14 protein-coding genes are annotated in these 17,265 nt (G+C 52.1%); 12 read left to right on the forward strand and 2 right to left on the reverse strand.

Annotation, left to right across the window (positions count from 1 at the left end):
• The first annotated feature begins 22 nt into the window (after positions 1–22).
• Together msbA and lpxK are read left to right on the forward strand one after the other, a co-directional pair.
• Positions 23–1,771, forward strand: a complete 1,749-nt coding sequence (msbA, locus tag SGR01S_RS08860; protein WP_061807215.1) for a lipid A ABC transporter ATP-binding protein/permease MsbA — start codon at positions 23–25, stop codon at positions 1,769–1,771.
• Positions 1,771–2,751, forward strand: coding sequence for a tetraacyldisaccharide 4'-kinase (gene lpxK / locus SGR01S_RS08865; RefSeq protein ID WP_061807217.1), 981 nt, complete (start codon positions 1,771–1,773; stop codon positions 2,749–2,751). The genes msbA and lpxK overlap by 1 nt, the downstream gene beginning before the upstream one ends.
• Before the next feature lies 1 nt (position 2,752).
• On the opposite strand, the gene hglS is transcribed toward lpxK, so the two are convergent.
• Positions 2,753–4,159, reverse strand: a complete 1,407-nt coding sequence (hglS, locus tag SGR01S_RS08870) for a 2-oxoadipate dioxygenase/decarboxylase HglS (protein WP_061807219.1) — start codon at positions 4,157–4,159, stop codon at positions 2,753–2,755.
• Positions 4,160–4,685: 526 nt separating this feature from the next.
• Between hglS and cspE the strand changes: the two genes are divergently transcribed.
• The 6 genes from cspE (at position 4,686) to SGR01S_RS08900 (ending at position 8,939) form a co-directional block, all read left to right on the forward strand.
• Positions 4,686–4,895 (forward strand): transcription antiterminator/RNA stability regulator CspE, encoded by a 210-nt coding sequence (cspE, locus tag SGR01S_RS08875; protein ID WP_020826136.1) that lies wholly within the window; start codon positions 4,686–4,688, stop codon positions 4,893–4,895.
• A 222-nt stretch (positions 4,896–5,117) separates the two neighbouring features.
• The gene (locus tag SGR01S_RS08880) at positions 5,118–5,339 is read left to right on the forward strand and encodes a cold-shock protein (protein ID WP_006320799.1); all 222 of its coding nucleotides are present in this window, start codon (positions 5,118–5,120) and stop codon (positions 5,337–5,339) included.
• 110 nt (positions 5,340–5,449) lie between these two features.
• A complete protein-coding gene (locus tag SGR01S_RS08885; RefSeq protein ID WP_037421959.1) occupies positions 5,450–6,676 on the forward strand; it encodes a winged helix-turn-helix domain-containing protein in 1,227 nt (408 codons plus the stop codon).
• A gap of 289 nt (positions 6,677–6,965) precedes the next feature.
• Positions 6,966–7,148, forward strand: a complete 183-nt coding sequence (locus tag SGR01S_RS08890; protein WP_006320791.1) for a Trm112 family protein — start codon at positions 6,966–6,968, stop codon at positions 7,146–7,148.
• Positions 7,145–7,894, forward strand: a complete 750-nt coding sequence (kdsB, locus tag SGR01S_RS08895) for a 3-deoxy-manno-octulosonate cytidylyltransferase (protein ID WP_037421962.1) — start codon at positions 7,145–7,147, stop codon at positions 7,892–7,894. Before SGR01S_RS08890 ends, kdsB begins: the two co-directional genes overlap by 4 nt.
• 148 nt (positions 7,895–8,042) lie before the next feature.
• Positions 8,043–8,939, forward strand: coding sequence for a YcbJ family phosphotransferase (locus SGR01S_RS08900; RefSeq protein WP_037421965.1), 897 nt, complete (start codon positions 8,043–8,045; stop codon positions 8,937–8,939).
• A 6-nt stretch (positions 8,940–8,945) separates the two neighbouring features.
• Here the strand turns inward: SGR01S_RS08900 and elyC are convergent, their stop codons facing one another.
• Positions 8,946–9,719 (reverse strand): envelope biogenesis factor ElyC, encoded by a 774-nt coding sequence (elyC, locus tag SGR01S_RS08905; protein WP_037421968.1) that lies wholly within the window; start codon positions 9,717–9,719, stop codon positions 8,946–8,948.
• Positions 9,720–9,870: 151 nt separating this feature from the next.
• Here elyC and cmoM point away from each other — a divergent pair, with 151 nt between their 5' ends.
• From cmoM to mukB, 4 genes are read left to right on the forward strand one after another with little or no spacing between them, the layout of a single operon-like run.
• A complete protein-coding gene (gene cmoM / locus SGR01S_RS08910) occupies positions 9,871–10,656 on the forward strand; it encodes a tRNA uridine 5-oxyacetic acid(34) methyltransferase CmoM (RefSeq protein WP_037421971.1) in 786 nt (261 codons plus the stop codon).
• Positions 10,653–11,975 carry a chromosome partition protein MukF gene (gene mukF, locus SGR01S_RS08915; protein WP_037421974.1) on the forward strand — a complete coding sequence of 441 codons (1,323 nt, stop codon included), beginning with the start codon at positions 10,653–10,655 and terminating at the stop codon, positions 11,973–11,975. Before cmoM ends, mukF begins: the two co-directional genes overlap by 4 nt.
• Positions 11,956–12,684 carry a chromosome partition protein MukE gene (gene mukE / locus SGR01S_RS08920; RefSeq protein ID WP_037421977.1) on the forward strand — a complete coding sequence of 243 codons (729 nt, stop codon included), beginning with the start codon at positions 11,956–11,958 and terminating at the stop codon, positions 12,682–12,684. Before mukF ends, mukE begins: the two co-directional genes overlap by 20 nt.
• Positions 12,681–17,129, forward strand: coding sequence for a chromosome partition protein MukB (gene mukB, locus SGR01S_RS08925; protein WP_061807221.1), 4,449 nt, complete (start codon positions 12,681–12,683; stop codon positions 17,127–17,129). Before mukE ends, mukB begins: the two co-directional genes overlap by 4 nt.
• Positions 17,130–17,265 lie beyond the last annotated feature (136 nt).

Here is a 17,265-nt window from a genome sequence, read left to right on the forward strand (position 1 = left end):
TTCTTCCGATGCTGGTATTTGCATGATGAATGATAAAGATCTCTCCACCTGGCAGACTTTCCGTCGCCTCTGGCCGATGATCACACCTTTTAAGACCGGGCTGATTGTGGCCGCCATTGCGTTAGTACTGAACGCGGCCAGCGACGCCTTCATGTTGTCTTTGCTTAAACCTTTATTGGATGACGGTTTTGGGAAAACAGAAAGCAGTATCCTGCTGTGGATGCCACTGGCTGTTATTGGTCTGATGGTCGTGCGCGGGGCAACTGGCTTTGTTTCCAGCTACTGTATTTCATGGGTATCGGGCATGGTGGTGATGCATATGCGCCGCCGGCTGTTCGGCCACATGATGAGAATGCCAGTATCGTTCTTCGATCAGCAGTCTACCGGTACTTTGTTGTCACGAATCACCTATGATTCCGAACAGGTAGCGTCATCGTCCTCCAGCGCGCTGGTGACTGTAGTGCGTGAAGGGGCATCGATCATCGCGCTTTTCACCATGATGTTCTACTACAGCTGGCAACTGTCGGTGATCCTGATCGTACTGGCGCCGGTTGTCTCTATTGCTATCCGCGTTGTTTCCAAACGCTTCCGCAATATCAGCAAAAACATGCAAAATACGATGGGGCAGGTAACGACCAGTGCCGAGCAGATGCTTAAAGGTCATAAAGAAGTTCTGATCTTTGGCGGCCAGCAGGTTGAAACTGACCGCTTTAACTCCGTCAGTAATCGCATGCGCCAACAAGGTATGAAGCTGGTTTCCGCTTCCTCGATCTCTGACCCGATTATTCAGCTTATTGCCTCACTGGCGCTGGCCTTTGTGCTGTATGCCGCCAGCTTCCCAAGCGTAATGGCTACCCTGACGGCCGGTACTATCACTGTGGTATTCTCTTCAATGATCGCTCTGATGCGCCCATTGAAATCACTGACTAACGTCAATGCCCAGTTCCAGCGTGGGATGGCAGCGTGCCAAACGCTTTTCTCGATTCTGGATATGGAGCAGGAAAAAGATACCGGTACGCGTGAAGTTGCGCGGGCGAAAGGCGATATCGAATTCCGTAACGTGACTTTCTACTACCCAGGCAAAGAAACGCCGGCGCTGCGTGATATCAATCTGAGTATTTCAGAAGGTAGAACGGTAGCACTGGTCGGCCGTTCCGGCTCGGGTAAATCGACTATTGCCAATCTGTTGACACGTTTTTATGACGTGCAGGAAGGCGAGATCCTGATGGATGGTCACGATCTGCGTGAGTATACGTTGGCATCGTTGCGCGACCAGGTTGCATTGGTTTCGCAAAATGTGCATTTGTTCAATGACACTATTGCCAACAACATCGCTTACGCGCGCGAGGAACGCTATAGCCGCGAAGAGATTGAGAAGGCCGCACGTATGGCCTACGCCATGGATTTCATTGAAAAAATGGAGAATGGCCTGGATACGGTCATCGGCGAGAATGGCGTGATGCTGTCCGGTGGCCAACGTCAGCGTATTGCTATTGCTCGTGCGTTGCTGCGTGACTGCCCGATCCTGATTCTTGATGAAGCCACCTCGGCACTGGACACTGAGTCGGAACGTGCTATTCAGGCGGCGCTGGATGAATTACAGAAGAACCGTACTTCGTTGGTCATTGCACACCGCCTGTCAACTATTGAGAAGGCCGATGAAATCCTGGTGGTTGAGGATGGTCGTATCGTGGAGCGTGGTGAGCATGCCGTATTGCTCGAAAAGCAGGGTGCTTATGCCCAGCTCCATCGCATGCAGTTTGGTCAATAATGATTGAGCGTATCTGGTCAGGAAGTTCGCTGATCTATCTGCTGCTGTTGCCACTGTCTTGGTTGTATGGCTTGGTTAGCAGCCTGATTCGACTCAGTTACCGGTGTGGCCTGCGTAAAAGTTGGCGTGCACCGGTGCCGGTCGTGGTGGTGGGAAATCTCACAGCCGGTGGCAATGGCAAAACGCCAATGGTGATCTGGCTGGTGGAGCAGTTGCAGCAACGCGGATACCGGGCAGGTGTGGTTTCGCGCGGTTACGGCGGTAAAGCAGAGACTTATCCGCTGTTACTCAATGCGGATACCACTACTCAGCAGGCGGGTGATGAGCCGGTGTTGATTTATCAGCGTACCGGTGCCCCAGTTGCTATCTCACCTAAGCGTGCTGAGGCGGTGCAAGCACTCCTTAAGCAGCAACCGCTTGATGTGATCATTACCGATGACGGTTTGCAGCATTATGCGTTGCAGCGCGACTTTGAATTGGTTGTCATTGACGGTGTGCGTCGTTTTGGCAACGGTTGGTGGCTGCCTGCCGGCCCGATGCGTGAACGTGCTTCGCGTTTGAACAGCGTGGATGCGTTGATTGCCAACGGGGGTGTGGCACAGGCGGGTGAAATTGCCATGCAACTGCAGGCGCGTGATGCGGTGAACATCGCCAGCGGTGAGCGCAGGCCAGCCGTTGTGCTACCGCACGTGGTGGCGATGGCCGGCATTGGTCATCCACCGCGCTTTTTTGCCACGTTGGAAAAGCTGGGTGTCGGTGTCGAAAAAGAAGTGGCGTTTGCCGATCATCAGGAATATCAGTATGGCCCATTGGCTGCCCTGGTATCCTCTGATCAAACGTTATTGATGACTGAAAAGGACGCAGTCAAATGCCGTGCTTTTGCCCAGCCCAACTGGTGGTATTTACCGGTCGATGCGGTACTTCCCCCCGATCAGGCTGAGCAACTGCTGCATAGCGTTGAAAAACTGCTGAAAAAGTAAATCAAACAGCCAGCGCGTGAAGCCCCAGAGCTTGCGCGCAGGTTTCTATCGAGCGCTGCTGCGTTTGTTCATACAACGATAACTCATCGATCACTGCCGCACCCAACGCTGATTCAAACGCTGCTCTGCTTGAGCTCGCATTGTACTGCGCGTGCCGACTTTCACCCAGGTTAGACTGAAAAATACCCGCCGCACTGACAGGCAGAAAATCTTCATAGACCAGGGGTTGGAAACGAATGTATTCCTGCGCAATCAGTTGTTCTAGCGTGCTGAGCGGATCCAGCGAGTCTTTTGCCGCCAGCCCGCATTCTGTCGGGAAGTAGCGGAACCAAGCCAGCTGTTGCTCACGCAAGGTCGCGTAGTCATCCGGGAATGCCTTGAAATGCTCCGCCAGTAATTGATTGTAGCGGTCCGCATTTTTTTCACTGGGCGGTGCCTGTAAAGCATCATTGGTTGCTTGTAATAGGCGATCGTACAGCGCACGACCTTTCGTTGTCAGCGCGACGCCGCGCTGTTCAATTTCACCGAATCGTGCAGTGTGGTGTCCGGAGACGGCGCTGCCATCATGTTCAACAAAGTTGACGTTTTCCTCCAACGCTTTAAAACTGGTTTGACGCAGTAGAATAGGGCGACGGCGCGGTGGTGGGCCTTCAATGACGGCTTTAGGCGTGATACCGCGGCTAGGCATAGACTGTTGGACAAGGTCTATATCGAGCGTGCGTGGCGTCAAATGGTTAATGTGCGGGCCTTTGAACGCCACTACGTCGGCAATCAGGCGATGCTGGTCGTGTAGCTGCTGATATTCGGCTGCACTGACCGTCGCCCGGCTGTGCCAACGGAAGGTTTCCAGTGCCTGTTCGACAAATTCATCTGCCTGACTGTTGTCCAGTCCGCCCTGAGCTTCTTGTAACACGATCAGCTCCAGTGCCCGTTCAGTAAATATGCGGCGGCGAGCCAGCAGTTGTTGTGCCAGTTCGCGTAGCTCTGGATTTTCAATCAGCTCAAGTCGTAATAGTGAGGTGAAAACACGGAAGGGACTTATCTGCAACGCATCTTCATGTACTGCACGAAATGCGGTGGAGTGTACCGGGACACCGGCCACTGCCAGATCGTAGTAACCGACAGGAGACATACCCATCACCTTGAACAGTCGTCGTAAGGTGGCTAATTCATCTGCGGTACCCACCCGAATAGCGCCATGACGTTCCATAGCCAGCCGTTCAATTTCGCCGGTAATTTGTAATTGATGAGCCAGTGCGGCATCTTCGCGCAGAACCTGTCGGTTAGTCTCCGCCACCAGTTCAAGCAAATCACCATACAGAGGTACCTCTTTCTGGTACATATCTGACATGGCATGGGAGAATCTGGCGCGGATTTCATTCGGTGAGACGAACTGCTGGGCGGTCATGCGCATAGCTCCTTCATTCAGTATAATCTGAAAAATATTATTTTTGACGGTAAAAGTACTGGCTAAAAGGCCATCCGCCTTGTTTTCACCTCAAGTTTAGCTATGTGAATTAGGTTTTGTTATAGCTTGGGCAAGCATATTAGATTTTTATGCGTTAGCTCTCATTTGAACAAAGAATAATGGGTGAAATAGACATCCAGAAGGCAATGAGGCTAAGAGTTTTACGTAAAAAAAGATAAATTAATCCATGCACAATCATAGACATAAAAAATTAACTGTAGGAATGATAAAAATAGGGCAATAAACCTCTTGTGCAAATGATGGATTTATGAGTAAATGCAAGTCGGCCTGTGATGCAGACCTATTTATGTTCGAGTATAGAGTTAAGTAGTTCCTCCCAAAACGTTATCATCTGATTCCGCTTCAAAGACGAACCTTCTAAGTACCTCCCATAAGTAATGTTTCTAAAAACGGCCTAAATTGCCTTATGGCAGGTTTTGTATATATATTTAAAAGGTAAATGTTAATGTCTAAGAAGACTGGTCAGGTGAAGTGGTTCAATGAAAGCAAAGGTTTTGGTTTTATTGAACAGAACGACGGTGGTAAAGATGTATTCGTACACTTCTCCGCAATCGCGACCGACGGTTTCAAGACTCTGGCTGAAGGCCAGCGTGTTGAGTATACCATCCAGGACAGCCCGCGCGGGCCGGCTGCCGCCAACGTTGTTGCTCTGTAAGTAAACAGGGAATAACGTAAAGAGATCTTAATACAACCATGATGAGGCGTTTACGCTGATTCATTGCGGAAGATATTAAGTTCAACAAGCCCGCCATTGTGCGGGTTTTTTAATTTTTTGCTCACGAGAGGTTTCTTACGAAAAACTTTAGGATGGGCTGGTAGCGTCCAACAATAATAAAAGTGACGTTGTTAAGGATGCTCAAGTAAAAGGATATAAGTTATGTTTAAAAATACTGTGTTACAAATGGGCCGTGTGAAATGGTTTGATCAGGCTGCAGGCTATGGTTTTATTTCACCGGTAGATGGCAGCGACGAAATTTATGTAAGTCGTCGTTCTATCGCGAATACAAAAAATAAATCGTTAAACGAAGGTCAGAACGTCGAGTTCTCGATCTATCGCAGCTCTCATGGGCTGTCAGCGGCAGACGTTATCGCGTTCTGACCCACCCCCTTCCTCGCCAGTGCCGGTGCCACCACCCCAAGCACTGGCGAAGATAAATTTCCCGATATCCACTATTATCAAACGATTGTTTAATCGTTTCGGATTTCAGGATGCTTACCCCTGTTATTTCTCTGACTGCCGCCCGCGCACTCCATCTTGCTGCACAAGGGCTGTTATCCCCAATGAAACGCAAAGCCAAACCCGATGATGTGGTTGCCGCTATTGGGCGTATGGGGCTCCTGCAAATCGATACCATCAGCGTGGTCGCACGTAGCCCTTATCTTGTACTGTTCAGTCGCCTGGGTGACTATCAGCCAGAGTGGTTGGAGCAGGCCCTGGCGGGCCGTCGATTGTTTGAGTATTGGGCACATGAAGCCTGTTTTTTACCCATTGAAGACTTTGGCCTGTTGCGTCATCGCATGTTGCAGCCGCAGGGGATGGGATGGAAGTACTCTGAAGAATGGATGCAAGAGCACCAGTCGGCAATTGCGTCGCTGTTAGAACATATTAAAGTCGGTGGTCCGGTTCGTTCGGCGGATTTCAGCGCTGAGAAAAAAGGGAATAGTGGCTGGTGGGATTGGAAACCGGAAAAACGTCATCTTGAAATTTTATTCACCGCCGGTAAGTTGATGGTCGCTGAACGACGTAACTTTCACCGTGTCTACGATTTAACGGAAAGGTTATTGCCGCACTGGGATGATAGCCGACACACTCTACCCATCGAGCATGCGCGGCATGAGATGCTCAGTCGCACCTGCCGTTTCCTGGGGCTCTTCAAGGCCGAATGGTTGGCAGATTACTACCGTTTAAAACGTGTTGCCCCAAAAGCACTGCTGGCGTCATTACAACAAAAGGGCGAGGTGTTACCTGTATTGATCGACGGCTTGGACGGCGAGTTTTACGTGCACCATTCACTGTCGCAGGAACTACAACTGGCAGTACAAGGAACGTTAAAGTCCAGTGTGACCACCTTACTTTCCCCATTCGATCCTGTGGTCTGGGATCGTCGCCGTGCGCTTGAACTGTTCAATTTTGATTATCGGCTGGAATGCTATACGCCAAAAGAAAAACGGCAATATGGCTACTTCACACTACCAGTATTGCAGCGGGGTGAGTTGATTGGTCGTATTGATGCAAAAATGCATCGTCGGCAAGGTGTTTTTGAAATTATCAGTTTCCATCCGCAGGCCAAGGTTCGTTTTGGTAAACGGCGTGTGCAGGATATTCGCCAGGCGATAACGCGCAGTGCGAAATGGCACGGAGCGACGCAGGTGACTTTGGGCAATATTCCGGCGCAACTGGCCGCTGAGTGGGGAGAGGGCTGGGTGGTGGAATAACGAACGGCACTATGGGCGTGGGTAAAACGAATTCCAGCACCGCTCGTTACAATGGGTTGCCTCAGTTGCTAAAGTTGGCAAACAGGGCGATGATCTTATGAATACGTTTGATCATGATAAATTCATTTTTGTGATTCAAGTCACAAAATTCTACGCCTGCGTTGAAGGCAATTCAATCCCCTTTTCAGATTAAAAGTGCCGTGGTAAACAGCCGATGATTAACCTGGCGCATAGCGTTATGCTATCCTCACCCACTTTCCGTACGTTAGATCTCCACCCTGGAGGAAGCATGGACCACCGTTTACTCGAAATCGTTGCCTGCCCGGTCTGCAACGGTAAGCTCTATTTCAATAAAGAAAACCAGGAATTGGTGTGTAAAGTGGATGGCCTGGCCTATCCGCTGCGCGATGGTATTCCCGTCTTGCTGGAAAATGAAGCGCGGGCGCTGTCATTGGATGAGAAACACGCATGAGTTTTATCGCTATTATTCCAGCCCGTTATGCATCAACCCGTTTGCCGGGTAAGCCGTTAGCCGATATTCACGGTAAGCCAATGGTGGTGCATGTCATGGAGCGCGCACGTGAGTCAGGTGCTAGCCGCGTGATTGTTGCGACAGATCACCCAGCGGTGGCTGACGCAGTGAAAGCGGCAGGCGGTGAAGTCTGTATGACCCGGGCCGATCATAATTCCGGCACCGAACGTCTCGCGGAGGTGATCGAGCACTATGGTTTTAGCGATGACGAAATCATTGTTAACGTCCAGGGTGACGAGCCACTGATCCCACCGGTCATAGTACGTCAGGTGGCTGAAAACCTGGCGGGAAGCCAAGCGGGTATGGCGACCCTTGCGGTACCCATCGACAGTGCAGAAGAAGCGTTTAACCCCAATGCGGTCAAGGTCGTAATGGATGCTCAGGGTTATGCACTTTATTTTTCGCGTGCCACTATTCCTTGGGATCGTGAGCGTTTTGCGCAATCCAAAGAAAGCATCGGTGACAGCCTGTTACGCCATATCGGTATTTACGCTTATCGTGCCGGGTTTGTGCGCCGCTATGTCACTTGGGCGCCCAGCCAACTTGAGCAAATAGAGTTGCTGGAACAGTTGCGGGTGCTTTGGTATGGTGAAAAAATCCACGTAGCGGTTGCCAAAGCAATGCCGACAGTGGGTGTTGATACGCCGGAAGATCTGCAGCGAGTGCGCGACAGCATCAAAGGCTGAGCATTGAACGTCGGCGCGTCACGCAGCGCATCGGCGACATGATTTCCCTTCTCAATATCCCCATTTTGTTGATCTGCGTTGAAGAATTTTTCTGCTCACCGTTCGATGATGTCAGCGTCTCTTCTTTTCCTCTTGAGGCCATTTTTTTATGGAGCAGTTACGCGCCGAACTGAGTATTGTGCTGGGTGAGCCGATCAGCCGGCTGGAACGCGTTAGCGAACAGCCTTATGCACACATGTATTCGCTGTACGACCAACAAGGTCATGCGATCCCGCTGATGGCGAAAAGCTTTGTCTGTCAGGGTATCGCCCAGCAAGAATCTTACAAGTTGTCGATGCTGTCGCGAGAAGGGGATATTCGCCTGCCCGCAGTGTATGGCGTGGTCTATACCCATCAATCGCCCTATAAAGAAATTTTGTTGATCGAACGGTTACGTGGTGTGTCCGCAGAAGCACCGACGCGTACGCCGAACCGCTGGAATTCGCTTATGGAACAGATTGTCGATGGTGTGCTGGCCTGGCACCGTATCGACAGTCATGGTTGCGTCGGTACAGTTGACAGTACCCAGGAAAATGATTGGTTTTGTTGGTATCAACAGCGGATCGAGGTGTTGTGGTCGACGGTCGGCAACCTCAACTCGCCGCAGTTAACCATGGCCGACCGCCGTTTGTTGTACCGTACACGCGAAGCGCTGACCCATTTCTTTGTCGGATTCGACGATCCCTGCGTGCTGGTGCATGGCAACTTGTCGTTGCGCAGCATGCTGAAAGATCCGAAAAGTGACCAGCTGTTGGCAATGCTGAATCCAGGAATGATGCTGTGGGCGCCACGTGAATATGAATTATTCCGCCTGTGTGAAGCGGGGATGCCAAGTCAGCTCTTGTTCTATTATTTGCAACGGGCACCCGTTGCGGAGTCCTTCCTGGCGCGGCGTTGGTTGTATGTGGTGTGGGAGGCGGTTGGGCGGTTGATCCATACCGGCAAGCTTGAGCGACAACCCTTTGATTATGCCTCAAAACAGCTGTTGCCCTGGCTTGCCGGTTAAGGCCAGTTAGTCGACAGAAACTTCATCGGCTCCTTTCAGCCACTGCCAGAGGCTGCCCAGTGTCTCATACCAGGCGCGCTCGCTGTGGCCAAGGAACATTGCCGACGGCACTACGCGATCCCAAATATTCAAACGCGAGCTGATGGCCAACTGATTGGCTGGTGCCGGGATTGGGTGAAGTCCTTTTGCTTCAAAGAAACGCATGGCCCTTGGCAAATGGTTAGCCGACGTCACCAAAATAAATGGCTGCTGGCCAACCAGTTTTGATACCTGTGATGCTTCCTGCTCTGTATCCATTGGGCGATCCAACAATACAATGTCACTGTTCGGTACACCCAGACTCTCCGCGACGCGCGCTGCTGTCGCCGCATTGCTCAAAGTATGCGGACCACCGGCTCCGGTGAACACCATTTTCGCCCCAGGGTGCGTGAGATATAAGCGCACGCCTTCTGTTACCCTTGGCAAGCTGTTGCCGATCAGATTAGAGCTGGGTGCCCAGTCCGGATTAAAGGTATAGCCCCCCCCCAGTACCACGATATAGTTTACCGGGTCAGTGCCGCGATAGGTGACATACTCTGATTCTATTGGCCGTAATAGTCTATCGGCCACGGGTTGCAGGCTGAAAAGCAACAAAAACAGCCAGCTCAGCGTCAAAATGACCTTGCCGCTTTTTTGCCAACGGGTGAACCAGAGCAGTAACAGCGCCAGTCCCATGAGTAGCAGCAGCGCAGGTAACGGCATTAAAATGGCGCCAATGAACTTTTTCAGGTTAAACAGCATCAAAAATCAGGTCCTTTTGGGCGAAAAAACGACATCTGGGCACAATCAGGCCGCAAGAAGATTCATTCTAAGCCAGTCTGTGCCAAAATAGCAGGTTTGAATGGGCTGGCACTTTGCCCCCAGAAGAATAAGATCAGCGGAGCCGTTGTCCATGCAGGATCGCAATTTTGACGATATTGCTGAAAAGTTTGCGCGTAATATTTACGGCACCACCAAAGGGAAAATCCGCCAGGCCGTTGTCTGGCAGGATCTGACCACGCTGCTGGCCCAGTTGCCGCAGCGGCCGCTGCGCATTCTGGATGCCGGCGGTGGCGAAGGCCATATGGCCTGCCAACTGGCAGAATTAGGACATCAGGTGTTGTTGTGCGATCTTTCTGGTGAGATGATCCAACGCGCCGCGTCGCTGGCTGAGCAGAAAGGTGTGAGCCAGAACATGCAATTCATACAAAGTTCTGCGCAGGATATTGGTCAACACTTGGAACAGCCGGTTGATCTGATATTGTTTCATGCGGTGCTTGAATGGATCGCTGAACCTGAAGCAGCTTTACAGGCGTTGTCTGACTGTCTGTTGCCGGGTGGTGCACTGTCATTGATGTTCTTTAATGCTAATGGCCTCTTGATGCGTAACGTGGTGTTGGGTAATTTCCAACTGGTGAACCCAGAGGTCAGAAGACGCAGAAAGCGTTCGTTGTCGCCACAGTATCCGCATAGCCCGCCACAGGTATATGGCTGGCTGGAACAGTTGGGCATGCGTATCAGCGGGAAAACCGGGGTGCGGGTGTTCCACGATTATCTGCAAAGTAGGCAGCTTCAGACACAAAAATTTGAAGAGTTATTGGCGCTTGAACAGCACTATTGCCGGCAGGAGCCGTACGTGAGTTTGGGGCGCTATATTCACGTCATGGCGCATAAACCAAACCTGAAGGACGAACTATGAGTGAATTTTCCCAGACAGTACCCGAACTGGTCGCCTGGGCACGGAAAAATGATTTCTCTATTTCGCTCCCTACGGAGCGTCTTGCGTTTTTGCTCGCTATTGCCACATTAAATGGCGAGCGACTGGACGGCGAGATGAGCGAAGGTGAGCTGGTTGATGCATTTCGCCATGTCAGCAAAGGTTTCGAACAGACGCATGAAACGGTAGCGGTCCGCGCCAACAATGCGATTAACGACATGGTGCGCCAGCGCCTGTTAAACCGTTTTACCAGCGAACTGGCTGACGGCAATGCGATTTACCGTCTGACACCGCTGGGCATAGGTATTACTGATTACTATATCCGTCAGCGCGAATTCTCTACGTTGCGTTTGTCGATGCAGTTATCGATCGTCGCGCAGGAACTGAAACGTGCCGCTGATGCGGCCGAAGAGGGTGGCGATGATTTCCACTGGCACCGCAACGTGTTTGCACCGTTGAAATATTCAGTGGCGGAAATATTCGACAGCATCGACATGACCCAACGGGTGATGGATGAGCAACAGCAAGGCGTGAAGGAAGATATCGCTGCATTGCTGAATCAGGATTGGCGCGCAGCGATCTCCAGCTGTGAAATGCTACTATCCGAGACCTCGGGCACCTTACGTGAACTGCAAGATACGCTGGAAGCGGCTGGCGACAAGCTGCAAGCCAACCTGCTGCGTATTCAGGATGCAACGTTGGGTGGGGTAGAGTTGGGCTTTGTCGACAAACTGGTGTTTGATCTGCAAAGCAAGCTCGACCGCATTATCAGCTGGGGCCAACAGGCAATTGACCTGTGGATTGGCTACGACCGTCACGTGCATAAATTTATCCGTACCGCTATCGATATGGATAAAAATCGTGTGTTCGCACAGCGCCTGCGTCAGTCGGTGCAAAATTATTTCGATAATCCATGGACACTGACCCATGCCAACGCCGACCGCCTGCTGGATATGCGTGACGAAGAACTGGCTTTGCGCAGTGAGGAAGTGACGGGTGAATTGCCTCCGGACCTGGAGTTCGAAGAGTTCAGCGAAATCCGCGAACAGCTGGCGTTGATGATCGAACAAGCACTGAAGATTTATCAGGAACAACAGATGCCGCTCAATTTAGGGGCGGTAATGCGCGATTATCTGGCGCAATATCCGCGTGCTCGTCACTTCGATGTGGCACGTTTAGTGGTCGACCAGGCAGTGCGCCTTGGTGTGGCTGAAGCAGATTTTTCAGGGTTGCCGGCTCAATGGCAGGCAATCAATGATTACGGAGCCAAGGTCCAGGCCCATGTCATCGACAAATATTGAACAAGTAATGCCAGTTAAGCTGGCCAAAGCATTGTCTAACGCGCTTTTCCCGGCGCTGGACAGCCAATTGCGTGCGGGTCGTCACATCGGTATCGATGAACTGGACAACCACGCTTTCTTAATGGACTTCCAGGATGAACTGGAAGAGTTTTATGCCCGCTACAGCGTGGAATTGATCCGTGCGCCGGAAGGATTCTTCTACCTGCGTCCACGTTCTACGACGTTGATCCCGCGTTCAGTATTATCTGAGCTGGATATGATGGTGGGGAAAATCCTGTGTTATCTCTATCTCAGCCCGGAACGTCTGGCGCATGAAGGGATTTTCAGCCATCAGGAGCTGTACGACGAGCTCTTAAGCCTGGCTGACGAAACCAAATTGCTGAAATTCGTTAACCAACGCTCCACGGGGTCGGATCTCGATCGCCAAAAGCTGCACGAAAAAGTGCGTACGTCACTGAACCGCCTGCGTCGTCTGGGAATGATCTATTTTATGGGCAACGACAGCAGCAAGTTCCGCATCACTGAAGCAGTGTTCCGCTTTGGCGCTGACGTGCGTAGTGGTGATGATCCGCGTGAAGCACAGTTGCGTATGATTCGTGACGGCGAAGCTATGCCGGTTGAAAACAGCCTGTCGTTGAATGATGAAAGCGATGCTGAAGATTCGCAGCTTGATAACACTCCGGACAGTGCAGAGGATGAACAGGAATGATTGAACGCGGTAAATTTCGCTCGCTGACGCTGGTCAACTGGAACGGTTTTTTCGCCCGCACCTTTGATCTCGATGAGTTGGTGACCACGCTGTCTGGCGGTAACGGGGCAGGGAAATCCACCACCATGGCGGCTTTCGTCACTGCGTTGATTCCTGATTTAACGCTGTTGCACTTCCGTAATACCACCGAAGCTGGTGCTACCAGTGGTTCCCGAGACAAGGGCTTGCACGGTAAGTTGCGCGCAGGGGTGTGTTATTCGACGCTTGATGTGATCAACTCGCGCCATCAGCGAGTGGTCGTTGGCGTGCGTCTGCAACAGGTGGCGGGGCGTGATCGCAAGGTTGATATCAAGCCGTTTACCATCCAGGGCCTGCCAACGGCGGTACAGCCGACGGAGCTTCTGACTCAAACGGTTGGCGAACGTCAGGCACGTGTGCTGACGTTGCAGGAACTGAAAGATCGCGTTGAAGAGATGGAGGGTGTGCAGTTCAAGCAGTTCAACTCCATCACCGACTATCACTCATTAATGTTCGATTTGGGCGTGATCCCGAAACGCTTGCGCTCATCGTCTGATCGCAGCAAGTTTTATCGCCTGATCGAAGCTTCATTGTATGGCGGTATTTCCAGCGCCATCACCCGCTCGTTGCGTGACTATTTGTTGCCGGAAAACAGCGGGGTGCGTAAAGCATTCCAGGACATGGAAGCGGCGTTGCGTGAAAACCGCATGACGCTGGAAGCTATCCGCGTTACCCAGACTGATCGTGACCTGTTCAAACACCTGATTTCCGAAGCCACATCCTATGTGGCGGCTGACTATATGCGTCATGCCAATGAACGCCGCATTCATTTGGACGGCGCGTTGGCTCTGCGCAGCGATCTGCTGGGCAGCCGTAAGCAGTTGGCAGCGGAGCAATATCGCCATGTGGAAATGGCACGTGAACTGGCGGAACAGAGCGGCGCGGAATCTGATCTGGAAACCGATTACCAGGCTGCCAGCGATCACCTGAATCTGGTGCAAACGGCGATGCGTCAGCAGGAAAAGATCGAGCGTTATGAAGGCGATCTGGAAGAGCTGACCTACCGACTGGAAGAACAGAATGAAGTGGTTGCGGAAGCCAGCGAGCAGCAGGCTGAAAATGAAGCGCGCGCTGAGGCGGCTGAACTGGAAGTGGATGAGCTGAAAAGCCAACTCGCCGACTACCAGCAGGCACTTGACGTGCAGCAGACCCGTGCCATTCAGTATCAACAGGCGTTGCAGGCGCTGGAGCGTGCTCGTGCACTGTGCCAATTACCGGAACTGACTGCTGAAAATGCTGAAGAGTGGCTGGACACTTTCCAGGCACGTGAGCAGGAAGCGACGGAAGCGTTGCTGATGCTTGAACAGAAGCTGAGTGTGGCCGACGCCGCGCATGGTCAGTTTGAACAAGCCTATCAGCTGGTAGGCAAAATCGCCGGCCAGGTTAGCCGTAGCGAAGCCTGGCAGTGCGCGCGCGAATTGCTGCGCGATTGGCCATCACAACAACACCTTGCCGAGCGTGTGCAGCCGTTGCGTATGCGTCTGAGTGAGCTGGAACAACGTTTACGTTCTCAACAAGACGCCGAGCGTCTGTTGCAGGAGTTCTGCAAACGTCATGGCCAACAGTATCAACCGGACGATCTCGATGCACTGCAGCAAGAGCTGGAAGAGCGTCTTGAATCCTTGTCGCAAAGCGTCAGTGACGCTGGCGAACGCCGGATGGAAATGCGCCAGGAACTGGAGCAAATTCAACAGCGTATTCGTGAACTGACAGCTCGAGCTCCCATTTGGTTGGCAGCGCAGGACTCTCTGAGTCAACTTAGTGAGCAAAGTGGTGAAGCGCTTGAAAGCAGCCAGCAAGTCACCGAGTACATGCAGCAGTTGTTGGAGCGCGAACGTGAAACCACGGTAGAGCGTGACGAAGTAGCTGCAGCCAAACGTGCTGTTGAGGCGCAGATCGAACGTCTCAGCCAGCCAGGCGGTGCCGAAGATCAGCGTCTGGTCACGTTGGCCGAGCGTTTTGGCGGCGTACTGCTCTCTGAAATCTATGACGATGTCACCATCGACGATGCGCCGTATTTCTCTGCACTGTACGGCCCGTCACGTCACGCCATTGTGGTACCAGATCTGTCACTGGTACGTGAGATGTTGGAAGGGTTGGAAGACTGCCCGGAAGATCTCTATCTGATCGAAGGGGATCCGCAGTCATTTGATGACAGCGTATTTGCCGTCGAAGAGCAAGACAGGGCGGTATTGGTGAAAACCGCTGAGCGCCAGTGGCGTTACTCGCGTTATCCGGACGTGCCGTTGTTTGGCCGCGCCGCACGTGAGAACCGCCTGGAAGTGCTGCATGCCGAACGGGAAAAACTGGCGGAGCGTTACGCGACGTTGTCATTCGACGTGCAGAAGACTCAGCGTTCACATCAGGCCTTCAGCCGTTTCATTGGTACCCATCTGGCAGTGGCATTTGACGCTGATCCAGAAGCGGAAATCCGTGGCCTTACGACACGCCGTGGTGAAATCGAGCGTGCTCTGAACAACCATGAAGCACAGAATCAGCAACAACGTCAGCAATATGATCAGGCGAAAGAGGGTATCTCTGCGCTGAATCGTCTGATGCCGCTGGTTTCATTGTTAAACGATGAAACCTTGCAGGATCGCGTGGAAGAAATCCGTGAAGAACTGGAAGAGGCGCAGGATGCTGCACGTCATATCCAACAGCATGGTGTTTCACTGACTAAGCTGGAGCCATTGTTATCGGTGCTGCAGAGCGATCCGCAGCAGCATGAACAGTTGCAACAGGATTACACTCAGGCGCAGAGCGTGCAGCGTCAGGCCAAACAACAGGCGTTTGCGCTGACTGAAGTGGTACAGCGTCGTGCACACTTCAGCTATACCGATTCTGCCGGCATGCAAAATGCCAACAACGATTTGAATGACAAGCTGCGCCAACGTTTGGAGCACGCGGAAGCGGAACGTACCCGCGCCCGTGAACAGTTGCGTCAGTATCAGACTCAATTTACCCAGTACAGCCAGGTGTTAGCGTCGCTTAAAAGCTCGTATGACGCTAAGCGCGATATGCTGAAAGAGTTGAGCCAAGAGCTGGTGGACATAGGCGTGCAGGCGGATGCCAATGCCGAAGCACGTGCGCGTGCGCGTCGTGATGAATTACATGCCGGATTGAGCAACAACCGTGCGCGCCGTAATCAGTTGGAAAAACAGCTGACCTTCTGCGAAGCGGAAATGGACAGCTTACAGAAGAAGCTGCGTAAGCTTGAGCGTGATTATTATCAGATGCGTGAGCAGGTCGTCACTGCCAAAGCGGGCTGGTGTGCGGTCATGCGGATGGTGAAAGACAACGGGGTTGAACGGCGTCTGCATCGTCGTGAACTGGCCTATATGGACGGTGACGAGTTGCGTTCTATGTCGGATAAGGCGCTCGGTGCGTTGCGTCTGGCGGTGTCGGATAACGAACACCTGCGTGATGTACTGCGTCTGTCTGAAGATCCTAAGCGCCCAGAACGCAAGATTCAGTTCTATATTGCGGTGTATCAGCATCTGCGTGAGCGTATCCGTCAGGATATCATCCGCACGGACGACCCGGTTGAAGCCATCGAACAGATGGAGATTGAACTGGGCCGCCTGACCGAAGAATTGACGGCACGTGAGCAGAAGCTGGCGATCAGTTCCAAGAGCGTGGCGAACATCATTCGCAAAACTATCCAGCGTGAACAGAACCGTATCCGCATGCTCAACCAGGGCTTGCAGGCGGTTTCCTTCGGGCAGGTGAAGAGCGTTCGACTGAACGTCAACGTGCGTGAAGCTCATGCGACGCTGTTGGATGTGCTTTCTGAACAGCAGGAACAACATCAGGATCTGTTCAACAGTAACCGCCTGACCTTCTCTGAGGCATTGGCCAAACTCTACCAGCGTCTGAATCCACAGATTGATATGGGGCAACGCACGCCGCAAACTATTGGCGAAGAGTTGCTGGATTACCGTAACTATCTGGAACTGGAAGTGGAAGTCTTCCGCGGTTCCGATGGTTGGTTGCGTGCAGAGAGTGGTGCGCTGTCGACCGGGGAAGCGATCGGTACCGGGATGTCGATTCTGGTGATGGTTGTGCAGAGCTGGGAAGAGGAATCCCGTCGCCTGCGCGGTAAAGATATTTCCCCATGTCGCCTGCTGTTCCTCGACGAAGCAGCACGACTGGATGCCAAATCCATCGCGACGTTGTTTGAGTTGTGTGATCGTCTGGAAATGCAGTTGATCATCGCAGCACCTGAAAACATCAGCCCGGAAAAAGGCACAACGTATAAGTTGGTGCGTAAGGTGTTCCAGAACCATGAACACGTACATGTCGTGGGGCTACGCGGTTTCGCCAATGAACCACCTGCGTTAGGTGTGACTACGGCAGAAACGCCGTAAACGCAGAAAAGCCCACTAATAATCTGAAAATAGCCGCCTTGGGGTGGCTATTTTTTTGTGCGCATGGATGATAGTCCTGCTTTTTTATCCGTTTAAAACCGGGTAGCTTAATGACATAACAGTTATTCATAAGCGC

It is taken from the genome of Serratia grimesii NBRC 13537, assembly GCF_001590905.1.
Lineage (GTDB): Bacteria > Pseudomonadota > Gammaproteobacteria > Enterobacterales > Enterobacteriaceae > Serratia > Serratia grimesii.